The sequence below is a fragment of the Symbiopectobacterium sp. Eva_TO genome (assembly GCF_053848865.1).
In genome coordinates this window covers 1619195-1637162 of the sequence record NZ_JBSPEY010000004.1, presented here as the reverse complement: position 1 = coordinate 1637162, position 17968 = coordinate 1619195, and the positions used below count along the sequence as shown (strand labels likewise).

The 17968-nt window shown below is 54.4% G+C and carries 14 protein-coding genes and 1 pseudogene; 9 read left to right on the top strand and 6 right to left on the bottom strand.

Going from position 1 to position 17968, the window contains the following annotated elements; all coding sequences use genetic code 11:
* The first annotated feature begins 329 nt into the window (after positions 1 to 329).
* Positions 330 to 1280, top strand: coding sequence for a magnesium/cobalt transporter CorA (gene corA, locus ACWWJF_RS10630; RefSeq protein ID WP_195314450.1), 951 nt, complete (start codon positions 330 to 332; stop codon positions 1278 to 1280).
* Between the two features lie 134 nt (positions 1281 to 1414).
* Positions 1415 to 2473 (top strand): AbrB family transcriptional regulator, encoded by a 1059-nt coding sequence (locus ACWWJF_RS10625; RefSeq protein ID WP_455869414.1) that lies wholly within the window; start codon positions 1415 to 1417, stop codon positions 2471 to 2473.
* Here the strand turns inward: ACWWJF_RS10625 and rarD are convergent.
* From rarD to ACWWJF_RS10605, 4 genes are all read right to left on the bottom strand, one after another.
* Positions 2444 to 3352 (bottom strand): EamA family transporter RarD, encoded by a 909-nt coding sequence (rarD, locus tag ACWWJF_RS10620; protein ID WP_455869413.1) that lies wholly within the window; start codon positions 3350 to 3352, stop codon positions 2444 to 2446. The genes ACWWJF_RS10625 and rarD overlap by 30 nt on opposite strands.
* A gap of 146 nt (positions 3353 to 3498) precedes the next feature.
* Positions 3499 to 4005: a thioesterase family protein gene (locus ACWWJF_RS10615; RefSeq protein ID WP_455869412.1), complete on the bottom strand. Its 507-nt coding sequence runs from the start codon at positions 4003 to 4005 to the stop codon at positions 3499 to 3501.
* A gap of 446 nt (positions 4006 to 4451) precedes the next feature.
* Complete coding sequence (locus ACWWJF_RS10610) at positions 4452 to 5471, bottom strand: IS110 family RNA-guided transposase (RefSeq protein ID WP_455869238.1); 1020 nt, start codon at positions 5469 to 5471, stop codon at positions 4452 to 4454.
* 422 nt (positions 5472 to 5893) lie between these two features.
* Complete coding sequence (locus ACWWJF_RS10605) at positions 5894 to 6913, bottom strand: IS110 family RNA-guided transposase (protein WP_455869238.1); 1020 nt, start codon at positions 6911 to 6913, stop codon at positions 5894 to 5896.
* 187 nt (positions 6914 to 7100) lie between these two features.
* Between ACWWJF_RS10605 and pldA the strand changes: the two genes are divergently transcribed.
* The 4 genes from pldA (at position 7101) to rhtC (ending at position 12027) form a co-directional block, all read left to right on the top strand.
* Positions 7101 to 7967 carry a phospholipase A gene (gene pldA / locus ACWWJF_RS10600; protein ID WP_455869411.1) on the top strand — a complete coding sequence of 289 codons (867 nt, stop codon included), beginning with the start codon at positions 7101 to 7103 and terminating at the stop codon, positions 7965 to 7967.
* Positions 7968 to 8095: 128 nt separating this feature from the next.
* Positions 8096 to 9928, top strand: a complete 1833-nt coding sequence (recQ, locus tag ACWWJF_RS10595) for an ATP-dependent DNA helicase RecQ (protein WP_455869410.1) — start codon at positions 8096 to 8098, stop codon at positions 9926 to 9928.
* A 187-nt stretch (positions 9929 to 10115) separates the two neighbouring features.
* Complete coding sequence (locus ACWWJF_RS10590; protein WP_455869238.1) at positions 10116 to 11135, top strand: IS110 family RNA-guided transposase; 1020 nt, start codon at positions 10116 to 10118, stop codon at positions 11133 to 11135.
* A gap of 274 nt (positions 11136 to 11409) precedes the next feature.
* Positions 11410 to 12027: a threonine export protein RhtC gene (gene rhtC, locus ACWWJF_RS10585; protein ID WP_455871036.1), complete on the top strand. Its 618-nt coding sequence runs from the start codon at positions 11410 to 11412 to the stop codon at positions 12025 to 12027.
* Between the two features lie 62 nt (positions 12028 to 12089).
* On the opposite strand, the gene rhtB is transcribed toward rhtC, so the two are convergent.
* A complete protein-coding gene (gene rhtB, locus ACWWJF_RS10580) occupies positions 12090 to 12710 on the bottom strand; it encodes a homoserine/homoserine lactone efflux protein (protein ID WP_455869409.1) in 621 nt (206 codons plus the stop codon).
* Positions 12711 to 12924: 214 nt separating this feature from the next.
* Between rhtB and pldB the strand changes: the two genes are divergently transcribed.
* Positions 12925 to 13935, top strand: a complete 1011-nt coding sequence (gene pldB, locus ACWWJF_RS10575; RefSeq protein WP_455871035.1) for a lysophospholipase L2 — start codon at positions 12925 to 12927, stop codon at positions 13933 to 13935.
* Between the two features lie 51 nt (positions 13936 to 13986).
* The gene (gene yigL, locus ACWWJF_RS10570; protein WP_455869408.1) at positions 13987 to 14793 is read left to right on the top strand and encodes a sugar/pyridoxal phosphate phosphatase YigL; all 807 of its coding nucleotides are present in this window, start codon (positions 13987 to 13989) and stop codon (positions 14791 to 14793) included.
* A gap of 66 nt (positions 14794 to 14859) precedes the next feature.
* Here the strand turns inward: yigL and glpT are convergent, their stop codons facing one another.
* Positions 14860 to 16191, bottom strand: a complete 1332-nt coding sequence (glpT, locus tag ACWWJF_RS10565) for a glycerol-3-phosphate transporter (RefSeq protein WP_455869407.1) — start codon at positions 16189 to 16191, stop codon at positions 14860 to 14862.
* Positions 16192 to 16497: 306 nt separating this feature from the next.
* On the opposite strand from glpT, the pseudogene glpA reads away from it, so the two are divergent.
* A pseudogene (gene glpA / locus ACWWJF_RS10560) lies at positions 16498 to 17937 on the top strand (anaerobic glycerol-3-phosphate dehydrogenase subunit A); the annotation flags it as partial.
* Positions 17938 to 17968: the final 31 nt, after the last annotated feature.

Genomic DNA, 17968 nt, shown 5'->3' with positions numbered 1-17968 from the left:
GAACAATTCGGGCATCTTTTAACTGTCACAGTTTAAAAGTTGACAGGCTTTTTCATCTCGGCGTAACATGCTCCCATCATTATTCCCGGAGGGCCCCGCCTTGGACACACCCAGTCGATACTGGCTCATTAATCAATTGATTACTAACCATTTCTAAGGCTTCCCGCTGTTATATCGGTAGCCCCGGTGGTTATCGGTGATGTTGTATCCCTCCGTCATCAAATTGAGTCAGCACCGTCGGTTCGAAACCTGTTGGTGCCCTGTCATCACCGTTTCTGTGCTTCAACGCGTCCGTCTTTCTCTGTTATCGCACTAGGAGCAAATGGCCTATGCTGAGCGCATTTAAACTGGATAACTGCCGTTTATCCCGTCTGGAACTGGACGACACCGATGATATTGCCGCCTCCGTGTGGGTGGATTTGGTCGAGCCTGAAGATGAAGAGCGTGAGCTGGTGCAAAACCGGTTGGGGCAGAGCCTGGCAACGCGCCCTGAACTGGAAGATATCGAAGCATCGGCTCGTTTCTTCGAAGACGAAGACGGCCTGCATATCCACTCCTTTTTCTTCTTCGAAGACGCGGACGATCACGCTGGAAACTCCACCGTGGCATTCACCATTCGCGACGGGCGTTTGTACACGCTGCGTGAGCGCGAGTTACCGGCCTTTCGTCTGTACCGGATGCGCGCGCGCAACCAGACGCTGGTAGACGGTAACGCCTACGAACTGTTGCTCGATCTGTTTGAAACCAAGATTGAACAGCTGGCCGATGAAATCGAAAACATCTATAGCGATCTGGAATCGCTCAGTCGCGTGATCATGGAAGGGCGTCAGGGCGAAGAGTACGACGAAGCGCTCTCGACGCTGGCGGAATTGGAAGATGTGGGTTGGAAGGTACGCCTGTGTTTGATGGATACCCAACGTGCGTTGAATTTTCTGGTACGTCGCGCGCGCCTGCCGAGCGGGCAACTGGAACAGGCGCGTGAGATCCTGCGCGATATCGAATCCCTGTTGCCGCACAATGAATCTCTGTTTCAGAAGGTTAACTTCCTGATGCAGGCGGCGATGGGCTTTATCAATATCGAGCAGAGCCGCATTATCAAGATCTTCTCGGTGGTTTCCGTGGTGTTTCTGCCGCCGACGCTGGTGGCGTCCAGCTATGGGATGAACTTTGAGTTTATGCCGGAACTGCACTGGTCGTTTGGTTACCCGGGGGCTATCGTGCTGATGATCCTGGCAGGATTGGCTCCGTATCTCTACTTCAAGCGCAAAAACTGGCTGTAACCATAGTGCTATGCTTCCCGGCGTAAGCCGGGAACGCGCTCATTTTTGGCTTCTACGATCATTTCCATATTCATTAGCCCTCCCTTCTGTTTAGAATAAAACCTCTACAGGTATTGTCATATCAGATTGTCGCTATGGGAAGGGTTTCGCCCTTGGCGCAGTGGGGAGTGCTGTTGGTTGCTTCTCTGCTGCTGGGGTTGGTATTGCAGTGGTTCCATGTTCCGGCCGCGTTTCTGTTAGGGCCGATGATGGTCGGCGTCGCCATGGGGTTGAAAGGGGCGACGATCCGTATGCCTCCTGCGTATTTTTGGGCCGCTAATGCCATCCTTGGCTGTCTGGTGGCGCAGAGCCTTTCCCTCTCTATCTTGAGCCCGCTGTTGCAAGAATGGCCGTTAGTGTTGGGCATTTTGGTGGCAACCCTTGCCGCCAGCGGCTTTTCTGGCTGGTTACTGGTTAAGTTCAGCGCCTTGCCCGGCACCACTGGGGCCTGGGGCGCATCACCCGGCTGTGCCTCGGCCATGGTTGCTATGTCGAGCGAATTTGGTGCCGACGTGCGTCTGGTGGCGTTTATGCAATACCTGCGCGTGCTGATGGTGACGGCTGCTGCCGCATTTGTAGCGCGCTTGAGCCTTGGTGAAACGGCAGCGCATAATACCGCCGCGCTGATCTGGTTTCCTGCTCTCGACTGGCGTTTTTTTGCCACACTCGGTGTGGCATGCTGCGGCGTGCTGTTGGGGCGCTGGCTGCGCCTGCCGTCCGGCGCACTGCTGGGACCGATGATCCTCGGTGCCGCGCTACACTCGACGGGTAAGCTGACGCTGCAAACGCCGGAGTGGATACTGTCATTGGCCTATGCATTTATCGGTTGGAGTGTGGGCTTAAGCTTTACTCGCCCGATTTTTCTGCTGGCCATCCGCACCTTGCCACAGATGATGGCCTCTATCGTCGGCCTGATGGTACTGTGTGGAGGGATGGCTTACGGGGTAACGCTGTTGCTGCCGGTGCATATTCTTACCGCCTATCTGGCGACCAGCCCTGGTGGGCTGGACTCCATTGCGGTCATTGCAGCGGGCAGTCACGTTGACATGGCCTTTGTTATTGCGATGCAAACCCTGAGGCTGTTTTCGACGCTGCTGTTTAGCCCGGTGTTGTCACGCTACATCTCACGCCACACGGCGCTGAACGCGACGTAATTTCCGCTGGGCGATGAGGGCATCGATGATAAACAACGCCAGCGCCGCCCAGATAAAGCCAAATGCCACCATTTTGTCGCTGCCGAGCGGCTCGCCATAGAGCGTGACAGCGATGATAAACATCAGCGTCGGGCCGAGGTACTGGAAGAACCCGAGCGTAGACAGGCGCATTCTCACGGCGGCGGCGGTGAAAAACAGCAGCGGCACGGTGGTCACGATGCCTGCGCTGACTAACAGCAGATTGAGCGTCGTGCTGTTATTGCCAAGGTGGCTGCTCGGTGTATCGGCGATAAAAAACAAATAGATAATTGCCGCAGGCAGCAACCACAGGGTTTCAATCAGCATGCCGGTCTGGCCGTCTACGCCGAGTTTCTTACGCAACAGGCCATAGATCGCAAAACTAAAGGCCAGCGCTAGAGCAATCACCGGCACGGAGCCAAACTGCCAGAGCTGAATCAACACGCCGCTGAACGCCAACAGTACCGCGCACCATTGCAGGCGGCGGAAGCGCTCACCGAGAAAAATCATTCCCAGCATCACGTTAACCAGTGGATTGATAAAATAGCCCAGGCTGGCTTCCAGAATGTGATTATGGTTTACCGCCCAAATGTAGAGCAGCCAGTTGCCGCCCACCAGCACGGCGGTCAGTGCCAGCATCAGCAGCGTTTTGGGTGATCCCATGACGTGTTGTACCTGACGCCATTTGCGGCTGATGCTCACCAAAACCAGCATGAAGAGAAACGACCAGATAATCCGGTGCGTAAGAATTTCTGTGGCAGGCACTGCGCCAATCAGCTTGAAGTAGACGGGTGCGATGCCCCAAATAAAATAGGCACCAAGGGCGAATAACACACCCTGGCGTGATTGCTGTTCATTCATGTGGAAGGCTTACTCAACGGACTGAAGAGGGAGTACTCTACGCTAAACCGCAGTGACTTTCATCTTTCCTTCCCGTTTTGGTGCTTCGTTTTGGTAAAATAGGATTATTCAGCCTTTTATATCGTTACCGTGCGAATAATTCGGCGTTATCCGACGATATAGGTGGCCGTGGCAATGGCGATATGCACCCGTGCCTCGTTGTGCAACTCGGCGCGCGCCACGGCGATTTTATTGCCCCCACTCAGCAGCGTGCAGGTCAGGGTAAAGTGCTCGCCGCGGCCCGGGCGCAGATAGTCCACGCGCACATCAATGGTGCCCATGCGTGCCAGTCGCTGGTGAAATTCCTGAACGCTGATACTGCGGTGCCGTAACAGCGCACTGCCAACGCAGACCAGCCCGGCGGCCACATCCAGCCCGGCGGCGATCACACCACCGTGGAGAATTTTTTGCAACGCATTGCCGACCAATCGCTCCTGACGATCAAACACCAAAATGGCATGGTCGGCTTCAAACTCATGCAGTTCAAGCCCCAGTTCCCGGTTGAAGGGCATCTGATAAATAAATATGTCGCTGACGCGTTGGCGAACGCTCTCCTGAGGCAGCATGGCATCAGGGGGAAGCGTGTCATCCTGCTGGACAAGCGGTAATGACATAGCGGGCGGCCCTCAGTAACGATCGGAACAGAGAATAAGGATAGTTTAACGTTAAATTTTTGTTTGTTTTATGATGCGCTTCTGTTTCTTTTGAGAAAAGCATGAATAACTAGGAAGTGGATGATTCAAGTACAGATTATGAAGCTAGAATAATAACGAGCGTGTCTATCATTTTTATATGAACGCATCCCGTTTGCAAGGCATCCATTATTTTGACATTGACGGGTAGGTTGCAGCTTTATATCCGGCTTTTTTGCAGCCATAAAGCTGCGAGCCCCTATGTAATCCGCTGACTCACGCCTCATTTCCTTAGCGAGCTTTAAGCTCAAAAAATCATTCAGGTTTAGCGAGTCCCGGTCTTACCTGTCTTTGTCATCACGCTGGCCACCAGAGCAACCTTTTTGCATTCACCCTTTTTAAGAGTAAATAGTTATCGGTATCAGCGATTAATAGGGCCTGATACTGACATGATTTTTATCGTACTTACGCTCATGGGCGGCTAGCGCCCACACAGTTCGCGCCAGCTTATTTGCCATCGCCACGATAGCCACACCGGTCGGACGCCGTTTTTTAAGTTCCGTTATCCATGGCCCAGGCTCTTTAGCAACTAACGAAGCGGCTCTTGCCCCATGGATAAACAGCGTTCGCAGATAGGTGTCACCACGTTTGCTTATCCCCAGCAGCCGAACTTTCCCCCCGGAACCCGTCTGCTTCGGCACCAGACCGACATAAGCAGCGAACTGTCTGCCGGATTTAAACGCTGAGGCTTCCCCCATGGTGGCAACTGCCGCTGTGGCGATTAACGGCCCCACGCCGGGAATTTCCATCAGCCGTTTACAGGTTTCGTTCTGCCGGGCCACGCTGTTAAGCTGTTTTTCAAGGCCATCTATCAGCATGTCCAGCTCATTCAGTCTGTTGTACTGGTCTTCCAGCACGGTGATGAGATACGGCGGCAGCTTCGTTTTCAGCCGCTCCAGTGCAGCCGGTAGCTCCCTGTCCATCGCTGCCCGACCTTTATGGATGGTTTCGCCAAACTCCAGTAATGTTCCGTGCAGCGCGTTAATCTGTGCAGTTCTGAACTTCACCAGTTGTCTGCGTGAACGGTGCAGAACCAGTACCGATTGCTGTTCTTCCGTTTTTACGGCTATCGCCTTGCCTGGCTGCTGTACCGCCATCCAGATAGCGCGGGCATCCATGACATCATTCTTGTTGCCCATGACGAACGCCTTGACGAACCGTCCCTGCATCAGCCGGACTTTATGCCCCAGCTTTTCCAGTTCCCGGGCCCAGTGCTGAGAGCCTCCACAGGCCTCCATGCCAATCAGGCAAGGCTCCCGGTTACTGAAGAACGTCAGAAAATCCTTGCTGCGCAGCTGCTTGTCCACCACTTCACCTGTGTGCTCATTGACGAAGTGAACCTGAATCAGATGCTTTGCGATATCAACGCCAACCGGTGTATATTTCATGCTGTGGAGTCTCCAGTCTGAGGGAGCTTTATGCATCCCGTATTGGGCACCATGATGCCGGAAATCTGCGAGGCTCCACACCTGCCGACTTCACTCTTTCAACCATCATTCTGCTCCGCGCTTAAAGAGGTGGGATGCGTTCATTACATTTTATATGAACGCATCCCGTTTGCAAGGCATCCATTATTTTGACATTGACGGGTAGGTTGCAGCTTTATATCCGGCTTTTTTGCAGCCATAAAGCTGCGAGCCCCTATGTAATCCGCTGACTCACGCCTCATTTCCTTAGCGAGCTTTAAGCTCAAAAAATCATTCAGGTTTAGCGAGTCCCGGTCTTACCTGTCTTTGTCATCACGCTGGCCACCAGAGCAACCTTTTTGCATTCACCCTTTTTAAGAGTAAATAGTTATCGGTATCAGCGATTAATAGGGCCTGATACTGACATGATTTTTATCGTACTTACGCTCATGGGCGGCTAGCGCCCACACAGTTCGCGCCAGCTTATTTGCCATCGCCACGATAGCCACACCGGTCGGACGCCGTTTTTTAAGTTCCGTTATCCATGGCCCAGGCTCTTTAGCAACTAACGAAGCGGCTCTTGCCCCATGGATAAACAGCGTTCGCAGATAGGTGTCACCACGTTTGCTTATCCCCAGCAGCCGAACTTTCCCCCCGGAACCCGTCTGCTTCGGCACCAGACCGACATAAGCAGCGAACTGTCTGCCGGATTTAAACGCTGAGGCTTCCCCCATGGTGGCAACTGCCGCTGTGGCGATTAACGGCCCCACGCCGGGAATTTCCATCAGCCGTTTACAGGTTTCGTTCTGCCGGGCCACGCTGTTAAGCTGTTTTTCAAGGCCATCTATCAGCATGTCCAGCTCATTCAGTCTGTTGTACTGGTCTTCCAGCACGGTGATGAGATACGGCGGCAGCTTCGTTTTCAGCCGCTCCAGTGCAGCCGGTAGCTCCCTGTCCATCGCTGCCCGACCTTTATGGATGGTTTCGCCAAACTCCAGTAATGTTCCGTGCAGCGCGTTAATCTGTGCAGTTCTGAACTTCACCAGTTGTCTGCGTGAACGGTGCAGAACCAGTACCGATTGCTGTTCTTCCGTTTTTACGGCTATCGCCTTGCCTGGCTGCTGTACCGCCATCCAGATAGCGCGGGCATCCATGACATCATTCTTGTTGCCCATGACGAACGCCTTGACGAACCGTCCCTGCATCAGCCGGACTTTATGCCCCAGCTTTTCCAGTTCCCGGGCCCAGTGCTGAGAGCCTCCACAGGCCTCCATGCCAATCAGGCAAGGCTCCCGGTTACTGAAGAACGTCAGAAAATCCTTGCTGCGCAGCTGCTTGTCCACCACTTCACCTGTGTGCTCATTGACGAAGTGAACCTGAATCAGATGCTTTGCGATATCAACGCCAACCGGTGTATATTTCATGCTGTGGAGTCTCCAGTCTGAGGGAGCTTTATGCATCCCGTATTGGGCACCATGATGCCGGAAATCTGCGAGGCTCCACACCTGCCGACTTCACTCTTTCAACCATCATTCTGCTCCGCGCTTAAGCTTAAAGAGGTGGGATGCGTTCATTACATTTCCTTACTTTCATGTTGGTCGGAGATACCGTATGCGCAAAATTGCGGGCGTAGTGGCGCTCTTGTTGGCGGCACAAGTTCAGGCAGAAGAAGCAAAAGTTCAAGTTGTACACGACAGGCACGCAGTGCGTGGCAGCATTATTGCCAATTTGCTGCAAGACCATGATAACCCTTTTATCCTTTATCCTTATGAAAGCAACTATCTGCTTTATACCTACACCACCAACATCAATAAACAAGCGATCAGCAGTTACGACTGGGCCAAAGAAGCGCGTAAAGATGAAGTGAATTTTCAGTTGAGTCTGGCCTTCCCCATCTGGCGCGGCATCATGGGCGACAATTCGCTGTTGGGCGTCTCTTATACCCAGCAATCCTGGTGGCAGATGTCGAATGCCGATGAATCCTCACCGTTTCGTGAAACTAACTATGAACCACAGATATTTCTTGGCTGGGCGACCGATTACAGTTTGGGCGGATGGACATTGCGCGATGTGGAAGTGGGGCTGAATCATCAATCTAACGGCAAGGCAGATCCAACTTCGCGCAGTTGGGATCGCGCCTATATGCGCCTGATGGCGCAAAACGGCAACTGGAAGGTGGATCTTAAACCCTGGTTCCTGATCCCAGACCGCAAGGATGACAACCCGGATATCACCAAGTATCTGGGGTATTATCGAGTTCGTGTTGGCTACGTTTGGGGCGACAGCATTTTCAGCGTCGCAGGGCATTACAACTGGAACAGCGGTTACGGCAACGCAGAGTTGGGGTGGAGCTATCCGATAACCAGGCATGTACGCTTCTATACCAAGGTGTTTAGCGGCTACGGCGAATCGATGATCGACTACAACCATCGGCAGACGCGTTACGGTGTCGGTGTGATGTTGAACGATATCTTTTGAGGCGCGTTTTCAGAAAAAATAATTCTCGTGGTCAAAAGATTGCAGTTTTTATCACAGGCGCTGAAAATAGCGCCTGTTTGATTTTATCGGCCACGGGCTGATGTGATGCAAAGAGGATCGGGGAACGCGTGTCTACGGCGGAAGTGTTAAATAAGGAAGCGTTAGCGGCTCAGGTTCTACGCGATACGTTCGGTTATCAGCAATTCCGTCCCGGCCAGGATGCGGTCATTCGGACTGCGGTCAACGGTCAGGATTGTCTGGTGATCATGCCGACCGGGGGCGGGAAATCGCTGTGCTACCAGATCCCCGCATTGGTGCTGGATGGCCTGGCGTTGGTGGTGTCTCCGCTGATCTCTTTGATGAAAGACCAGGTGGATCAGCTTCTTGCCTACGGCGTGACTGCCGCCTGCCTGAACTCGACCCAGACTCGTGAGCAGCAGTGGGACGTGATGACCCGCTGTCGCAGCGGTGAAATCAAGCTGCTGTATATCGCGCCGGAGCGTTTAACCACGGACAGCTTCTTTGACCAGCTTGCTCAGTGGAATCCGGCACTGATTGCCATCGACGAAGCGCACTGTATCTCCCAGTGGGGGCATGATTTCCGCCCGGAATACCGCGCCCTTGGGCAAATCAAGCAGCGTTTCCCCACGCTGCCAGTGGTTGCCTTGACGGCAACCGCCGACGACGCTACGCGCAGTGATATTGTGCGCCTGCTCGATCTGCACGAACCGCATATTCATCTGAGCAGCTTCGACAGGCCCAATATCCGCTATACGCTGGTGGAGAAATTTAAACCGCTCGATCAACTGTGGATGTTTGTGCAGGGTCAGCGCGGTAAAAGCGGCATCATTTATTGCAACAGCCGGGCGAAGGTGGAGGATATCAGTGCGCGTCTGCAAAATCGTGGCCTCAGCGTGGCGGCCTATCATGCTGGCTTGGACAACGAACGGCGTGCGCAGGTACAGGAAGCGTTTCAACGTGACGATTTGCAAGTGGTGGTAGCCACCGTCGCCTTTGGCATGGGTATTAACAAACCCAACGTGCGCTTTGTGGTGCACTTTGATATCCCACGCACGATCGAATCCTACTATCAGGAGACCGGGCGTGCCGGGCGAGATGGCCTGCCTGCGGAAGCCGCGCTGTTTTACGATCCGGCTGACATGGCGTGGTTGCGCCGCTGCCTTGAGGAAAAACCGCCGGGCCCGCAGCAAGAAATTGAACGACACAAGTTGAACGCGATGGGGGCGTTCGCGGAGGCGCAAACCTGCCGCCGTCTGGTGTTGCTTAACTATTTTGGTGAAGGGCGGCATGCCCCTTGCGGTAACTGTGATATCTGCCTCGATCCACCTAAGCGCTATGATGGCCTGGTGGATGCGCAAAAGGCGCTCTCCTGCGTATATCGGGTGGGGCAGCGCTTTGGCCTGGGCTATGTGGTGGAAGTGTTGCGCGGGGCTAATAACCAGCGTATTCGCGAATGGGGACACGACAAGCTGCCAGTGTACGGCATTGGCCGTGAGCAATCGCATGAGCATTGGGTCAGCGTGCTGCGCCAACTGATTCACCTGGGGTTCCTCACGCAAAATATTGCATTGCACTCAGCGGTACAACTGACCGAATCGGCCCGTCCGGTGCTGCGCGGTGAGATACCTTTGCAGTTGGCGGTACCTCGCGTGGTTAACCTGAAGCCGAAAGCGAACCAAAAATCGTACACCGGGCTTTACGATCGCAAGCTGTTTGCCAAACTGCGCAAACTACGCAAAGCCATTGCTGATGAGGGCGATATCCCGCCTTATGTGGTGTTCAGTGATGCCACGCTGCTGGAAATGGCTGATCGCTTGCCGGTGACGGCAAGCGAATTGCTGACGATTAACGGCGTCGGGCAGCGTAAACTGGAGCGATTCGGTACGCCATTTATGTCGCTGATCCGTGAACATCTGGACGATGGTGACGATGTGCGCTGATCGGACTTGAATTTCTAGACTCTGTGGTAAAAAAGGAAATGTAATGAACGCATCCCACCTCTTTAAGCGCGGAGCAGAATGATGGTTGAAAGAGTGAAGTCGGCAGGTGTGGAGCCTCGCAGATTTCCGGCATCATGGTGCCCAATACGGGATGCATAAAGCTCCCTCAGACTGGAGACTCCACAGCATGAAATATACACCGGTTGGCGTTGATATCGCAAAGCATCTGATTCAGGTTCACTTCGTCAATGAGCACACAGGTGAAGTGGTGGACAAGCAGCTGCGCAGCAAGGATTTTCTGACGTTCTTCAGTAACCGGGAGCCTTGCCTGATTGGCATGGAGGCCTGTGGAGGCTCTCAGCACTGGGCCCGGGAACTGGAAAAGCTGGGGCATAAAGTCCGGCTGATGCAGGGACGGTTCGTCAAGGCGTTCGTCATGGGCAACAAGAATGATGTCATGGATGCCCGCGCTATCTGGATGGCGGTACAGCAGCCAGGCAAGGCGATAGCCGTAAAAACGGAAGAACAGCAATCGGTACTGGTTCTGCACCGTTCACGCAGACAACTGGTGAAGTTCAGAACTGCACAGATTAACGCGCTGCACGGAACATTACTGGAGTTTGGCGAAACCATCCATAAAGGTCGGGCAGCGATGGACAGGGAGCTACCGGCTGCACTGGAGCGGCTGAAAACGAAGCTGCCGCCGTATCTCATCACCGTGCTGGAAGACCAGTACAACAGACTGAATGAGCTGGACATGCTGATAGATGGCCTTGAAAAACAGCTTAACAGCGTGGCCCGGCAGAACGAAACCTGTAAACGGCTGATGGAAATTCCCGGCGTGGGGCCGTTAATCGCCACAGCGGCAGTTGCCACCATGGGGGAAGCCTCAGCGTTTAAATCCGGCAGACAGTTCGCTGCTTATGTCGGTCTGGTGCCGAAGCAGACGGGTTCCGGGGGGAAAGTTCGGCTGCTGGGGATAAGCAAACGTGGTGACACCTATCTGCGAACGCTGTTTATCCATGGGGCAAGAGCCGCTTCGTTAGTTGCTAAAGAGCCTGGGCCATGGATAACGGAACTTAAAAAACGGCGTCCGACCGGTGTGGCTATCGTGGCGATGGCAAATAAGCTGGCGCGAACTGTGTGGGCGCTAGCCGCCCATGAGCGTAAGTACGATAAAAATCATGTCAGTATCAGGCCCTATTAATCGCTGATACCGATAACTATTTACTCTTAAAAAGGGTGAATGCAAAAAGGTTGCTCTGGTGGCCAGCGTGATGACAAAGACAGGTAAGACCGGGACTCGCTAAACCTGAATGATTTTTTGAGCTTAAAGCTCGCTAAGGAAATGAGGCGTGAATCAGCGGATTACGTAGGGGCTCGCAGCTTTATGGCTGCAAAAAAGCCGGATATAAAGCTGCAACCTACCCGTCAATGTCAAAATAATGGATGCCTTGCAAACGGGATGCGTTCATATAAATATCATGATGTTGTTTTTGACCGTGGCGATGGTGCACTTCGTGGCATTGATGAGCCCGGGACCGGATTTCTTTTTTGTTTCCCAGACGGCGGCGAGTCGCTCGCGCAAAGAAGCCATGATGGGCGTTTTGGGGATTTCTCTTGGGGTAATGGTGTGGGCGGCCATTGCGTTGATGGGGTTGCACCTGTTACTGCAAAAAATGGCGTGGTTGCACGATGCTATTACCATCGGCGGTGGATTGTATCTGTGCTGGATGGGATTGCAGATGTTGCGCGCAGCGCGTCGCAAAGGGGAGCTGCAAACGGTTGAAACGGTAGAACTGCCTTCGAAAGGGAAAACCTTTATGCGCGGTTTGCTGACCAACCTCGCCAACCCGAAAGCGCTTATCTATTTCGGCAGCGTATTCTCTCTGTTTGTGGGCGATAGCGTTGGCACCAGTGCGCGCTGGGGGCTGTTTGCATTAATCTCTCTGGAAACGCTGCTGTGGTTTAGCCTGGTGGCAATGGTGTTTGCCTTGCCTGCAATGCGCCGCGGCTATCAGCGTTTGGCTAAATGGATTGATGGTCTGGCGGGGGTGCTGTTTACCGGCTTTGGGCTACATCTGATTATTTCGCGCTAAGCGAGCATGGCGTAGCACTCCCGCTGTTTTGTCCTCGCCGCCGGTTGGCGGCGAGTGACGGATTACACCTTACGCGCCGTTGCCAGTAGCGCGCCGACCAGCATAAACAACGAGCCAAACAGCCGGTTGAGCAGGCGGATTTGGCGCGCCCCTTTCAGCCATACAGCAATGCGAGTGGCGAGCGTGGCGTAACCGATCATCACCACAATATCGACCGCCACAGTGGTCACCACCAAAATCAGATACTGAGCAACCTGCGGCTGATGCGGCACGATAAACTGTGGGAACAGCGCCGCCAGAAAAACGATGCTTTTCGGGTTGGTAAGGTTGACCAGAACGGCACGACGAAACAGCTGGCGGCGGGGCAGGGTGCCCGCCAGCGCATGCAGATCGAGTGAACCAGCCGCGCGCCACTGCTGGATACCGAGCCAGATCAGATAAGCGGCACCAAGCCATTTCAGAATGTCAAAAGCCAGCAGCGATTGCGATAGCAGCGCGCCAAGACCGATACCTACCAATACGATATGGATAGCCAGCCCGACTTGCAGACCGGCGATGGATGCCGCCGCACCGCGATAGCCGTGACTGATGGCAGTGCTCATGGTATTGATAGCACCGGCCCCCGGAGAAAGGCTGAGAATAAGCGTTGTGAGAAGATAGGTTAACCACCAGTCGAGGGTCATAGCTGCTTCCTGATTGCATGTTGTTGCATTGGCATTGTTTGCGATCGCCGCAACGGAGACTGAAGGGTTTACCGATGCGTTACGTGGTTAAACATTGCGACCGAATGTGCCACAATACGCCATTGCTGATTGTTGTGCCAGCGATCACAAAACTCTCTGGTAGTCCCCGCGTGGCAGGGGGCTAGCGCGGTGCCGTGCAGCAAGGAGAAACGTGATGTCACCCGAAATTTCCGGCCTATTATTAAGAGAAAAACAGTTTTCTGCCTTTGTCACCGGGACGCTGTTGGATTTCTGGCGTCAGCGTGAAGAGGGAGAATTTCCCGGCGTTGATGATGTGCCGATCCGCTTTGTACGCTTTACCGCTCCAGAGCACGCGCGTTTGGTGGTGGTGTTTCCCGGCCGCATCGAAGGCTATGTAAAGTATGGTGAAGTCGCCTACGATTTGTTCCAGGCGGGTTATGATGTGCTGATCATGGATCATCGCGGCCAGGGGCGCTCCGGGCGGATGCTGGAAGACGGTGATCGTGGCCATGTGGTACGCTTTGGTGACTACGTAGACGACGTCGAGCAATTCTGGTTGCACCATGTGGATGCGGTGAAAACGGCCGAGCCCTTGCGCTACCAGCGCTGCTTTGCGCTCGCCCACTCAATGAGCGGTGCGATCCTGGGGCATTTTTTGGCACGTCGGCCGGATGCATTCGATGCCGTGGCGCTGTGTGCGCCCATGTGTGGCATTAAATTGCCGATGCCGGGCTGGTTGGCTTCACGCATTGTTGCCAGGGCGGAACTGCACCCGCGCATTCGCGATTATTATGCTATCGGCACTGGGCAATGGCGTCCGCTGCCCTATTTGATCAACGTGCTAACGCACAGCCGTGAGCGTTACCGTCGCAGCGTGCGTGCCTATGCCGATGAACCCGGCCTGCGTGTTGGCGGCCTGACCTATCACTGGATGCGGGAATCGATGGCTGCCGGGCGTGAACTGATGGCACTGGCTGCGCACATTACCACCCCCTTGCTGCTGCTTCAGGCACAGGAGGATATCGTGGTGGATAATCACAGTCAGGATGCGTTTTGTCAGGCGTTGGCTGAAGCCGGACACCCCTGCGTTGGTGGTACTCCGGTGGTGATTGCGGGTGCCCGCCATGAACTGTTATTCGAAGAAGATGGGATTCGGGCGCAGGTGTTTACCCATATTCTCAACCATTTTGCACAATATCCGTAAATGTTGCGGCCAACGCCGCGCCATTTCCCTTAGAGGTGAGAGTTCACTGTTATGTATCACGTCGTTGCTTCCGATTTAGATGGCACGCTGCTGTCGTCAGACCACACGCTGTCTCCATTCGCCAAAGAGACCCTGAAACTGTTGACCGCACAGGGCATCCACTTTGTGTTTGCCACCGGGCGGCATCATCTGGATGTAGCGCAGATTCGTGACGGGCTTGGCATCAGCGCTTTTATGATCACCTCTAACGGCGCGCGCGTGCACAACACCCAGGGGGAACTGATCTTCAGTCACAATCTGGATCAGGATATTGCACACGACCTCTACGGCATGGTGTACCGCAACCCGGAGATGCTGACGCACGTCTACCGTGACGATGAATGGTTTATGAGCCGTTCTCGTCCAGAAGAGGAACGCTTTTTTCAGGAGTCAGTATTCAAATACAAACTGTTTGAACCGGGCCTGCTCGGCACTGATGGTGTGAGTAAAGTGTTCTTCACCTGTGACAGCCATGAGAAGCTGCTGCCGTTGGAAGAGGCGATCAATGCACGCTGGGGCGATCGGGTTAACGTGAGCTTTTCCACGCTGAGCTGTCTGGAAGTGATGGCGGGCGGCGTATCCAAAGGCCATGCGTTGGAGCAAGTCGCCAAACTGGTGGGGCATACCCTGACGTCGTGCATTGCGTTTGGCGATGGCATGAACGATTTTGAAATGCTGTCGATGGCCGGTAAAGGATGCATTATGCGCAAGGCGCATCAGCGCTTGAAAGATTTACTGCCGCAACTGGAAGTCATTGGCAGCAATGCGGACGATGCGGTAGCGCACGCGTTGCGTCGTCTGTTTCTCTCTGCGGTGTGAGGGTGTTGCTGGCGGCCAAGGCCGCCAGCAGACAGAAGGAGCTTGCGATTAGGCGCGTTTCTCCATTTACGCCTTATGTTTTTTCTCATTGATCATGGTGATAAACAGCAGTACTACCGCTATGACGCTGCCGCCGATCATCACCATAAAGCCGCCGTCCCAACCGAAGAAGTCAACGGTGTAGCCGACGATGGCGCTGGCTGCAACGGAGCCGCCGAGGTAACCGAACAGTCCGGTAAAGCCTGCCGCTGTACCCGCCGCTTTTTTCGGTGCCAGTTCCAGCGCGTGCAGGCCGATCAGCATGACAGGGCCGTAGATCAGGAAACCGATAACAATCATGCAGGCCATATCGATGCCCGGATTGCCCGCCGGGTTCAGCCAGTAAACCACGGTGGCAATGGTGACCAGCGTCATAAAGAACACCCCGGTAGCACCACGATTGCCCTTGAACACCTTGTCAGACATCCAACCGCACAGCAACGTGCCAGGGATCCCCGCATATTCGTACAGGAAGTAAGCCCAGGAGGATTTATCCAGTGCGAAGTGTTTCACTTCTTTCAGGTAGGTCGGTGACCAGTCGAGAATACCGTAGCGCAGCAGGTAGACGAACACGTTGGCAATCGCGATATACCACAGCAGCTTGTTCGGGAACACATACTGCATGAAGATCTCTTTTGCCGTCAGTTCCTTCTCTGAGGTTTCGGTGTAGTCCACCGGGTAGTCATTTTTGTACTCTTCAATCGGTGGCAGACCGCAGGATTGCGGGGTGTCGCGCATCATCACGAAAGCGAACACCGCAATCAGGATCGCGCCAAACGCCGGCATGTAGAGCGCTGCTCTCCAGTCATGGAACCAGGCCATCCCCAGCAGGAACAGCAGCGGTGGGATCCCGCCACCCACGTTGTGGGCGCAGTTCCAGACAGAAACAATACCGCCGCGCTCTTTCTGCGACCACCAGTGCACCATGGTGCGCCCGCACGGCGGCCACCCCATGCCCTGGAACCAGCCACACAGGAACAGCAGTACAAACATGATAGCGATGCTTGATGTTGCCCAAGGCACAAAGCCCATAAACAGCATCACTGCCGCCGCCAGAATCAACCCTGCGGGCAAGAATACGCGCGAGTTGGAACGGTCGGAGATGGAGCCCATTATAAATTTGGAAAAACCATAGGCGATAGAAATCCCTGATAACGCAAAGCCAAGGTCACCGCGAGAGAACCCCTGTTCAATCAGGTACGGCATGGCTAATGCGAAGTTTTTTCTTACTAGATAGTAAGCGGCATAACCGAAAAAGATCCCAAAAAAAATCTGCCAGCGCAGACGACGGTATAGAGGATCGACCCGATCGTCGCTCACTCTGGGCTGGTGCTGGGCGGGTTTAAAAATACTCAGCATAACGTTCTCCAATACGCTTAAAAGCGATAATTATTTTGTGCTAAATCGCGCGTATGTTAGCGAAATGGCGCAGGGTTTCAATGTGAGCCACCGCTAAAATGTTACATTTTTATGACGGTCGTTCAATTATTGTGCTTTACTTAACAAAATGCCCCCCGATAGACCTCATTTTGGTGTGACTTTTATCGCGAAACGGTTACATATCCGGTTCGTTATTTTCGTTTTTTGCTCGAATTTGCTCTTTATCAATCATTTCTTTTCTGTGTCTGAATACCCTTAATGAAGATCCGGAAAGGTGACACCATCATGGAAAACAGCACAGCCTACCGCGAAACCGACGTTATCGTGATTGGCGGCGGCGCGACTGGCGCGGGAACCTTGCGTGACCTGGCACTCAGGGGACTGCGTTGCTTGCTACTGGAGCGCTTCGACATCGCGACAGGCGCGACCGGGCGTAACCACGGGTTGCTGCACAGCGGTTCTCGCTATGCGGTAACTGACAGTGAATCCGCGCGCGAATGTATTGAAGAAAACCAGATTTTACGACGCATCGCTCGGCACTGCGTGGAGCCAACCGATGACCTGTTCCTGACACTGCCTGAAGACGATCTGGCTTATCAATCCCAGTTTATCGCGGCCTGTCAGCAGGCGGGTATCAATGCACAGGCGATTGATCCGCAGGAAGCGCTGCGCCTCGAGCCTGCCGCTAACCCGCAGTTGATTGGCGCGGTGCGGGTGCCGGATGGCACCGTTGATCCGTTCCGACTCACCACCGCCAATATGATGGATGCCTGCGAACACGGGGCGGAAGTATTGACCTACCACGAAGTGCTGGGACTGATACGTCAGGGCGATCGTGTCACCGGCGTGCGCGTTTTCGACCATAAACAACAACGTACTCTCGATCTCTATGCGCAGGTGGTGATTAACGCCGCTGGCATCTGGGGACAGCTCATTGCCGAATATGCGGATTTGCGCGTGCGTATGTTCCCTGCCAAAGGCGCATTGCTGATTCTAGGCCACCGTATCAACAATATGGTGATCAACCGCTGCCGTAAGCCTGCCGATGCCGACATTTTGGTGCCGGGTGACACCATTTCGCTGATCGGTACAACCTCAACCCGCGTGGACTATGACCAGATAGACAACATGTCCGTCACGCCGCAAGAGGTAGAGATCCTGATGCGTGGAGGGGCGAAGCTGGCGCCGATGATGGCCCAGACGCGCATTTTGCGCGCCTATGCGGGCGTGCGTCCGCTGGTGGCAAGCGACAATGATCCGAGCGGGCGCAGCGTAAGTCGCGGCATCGTGCTGCTTGACCATGCCAGTCGCGACGGGTTGGAAGGGTTTGTCACCATTACCGGCGGCAAATTAATGACGTACCGCCTGATGGCGGAGTGGGTCACCGACAAGGAGTGTGAAAAGCTGGGGCACAGTGCGCGCTGCACCACAGCGGAACGACCACTGCCAGGCTCCTCCAGCTCGTCTACGCAACAACCTGCTGCCGCAACGTCTGGCAAGCGCGCATTTTCTGCACCGCTGCGCGGGTCCGCGATTTACCGCCACGGCGATCGCGCCGCGCAAGTGCTGTCTGGAGAATATGCCGACAGCAGTCTGGTGTGAGAATGCGAAGCGGTGACGGCGGGGGAAGTTCGCTATGCCGTGGAAGCACTCAAGGTTAACAACCTGATTGATCTGCGGCGGCGTACCCGTGTCGGGATGGGAACCTGTCAGGGCGAGCTCTGTGTGATGTAGCCCCCTGTAACACCAGACAGTC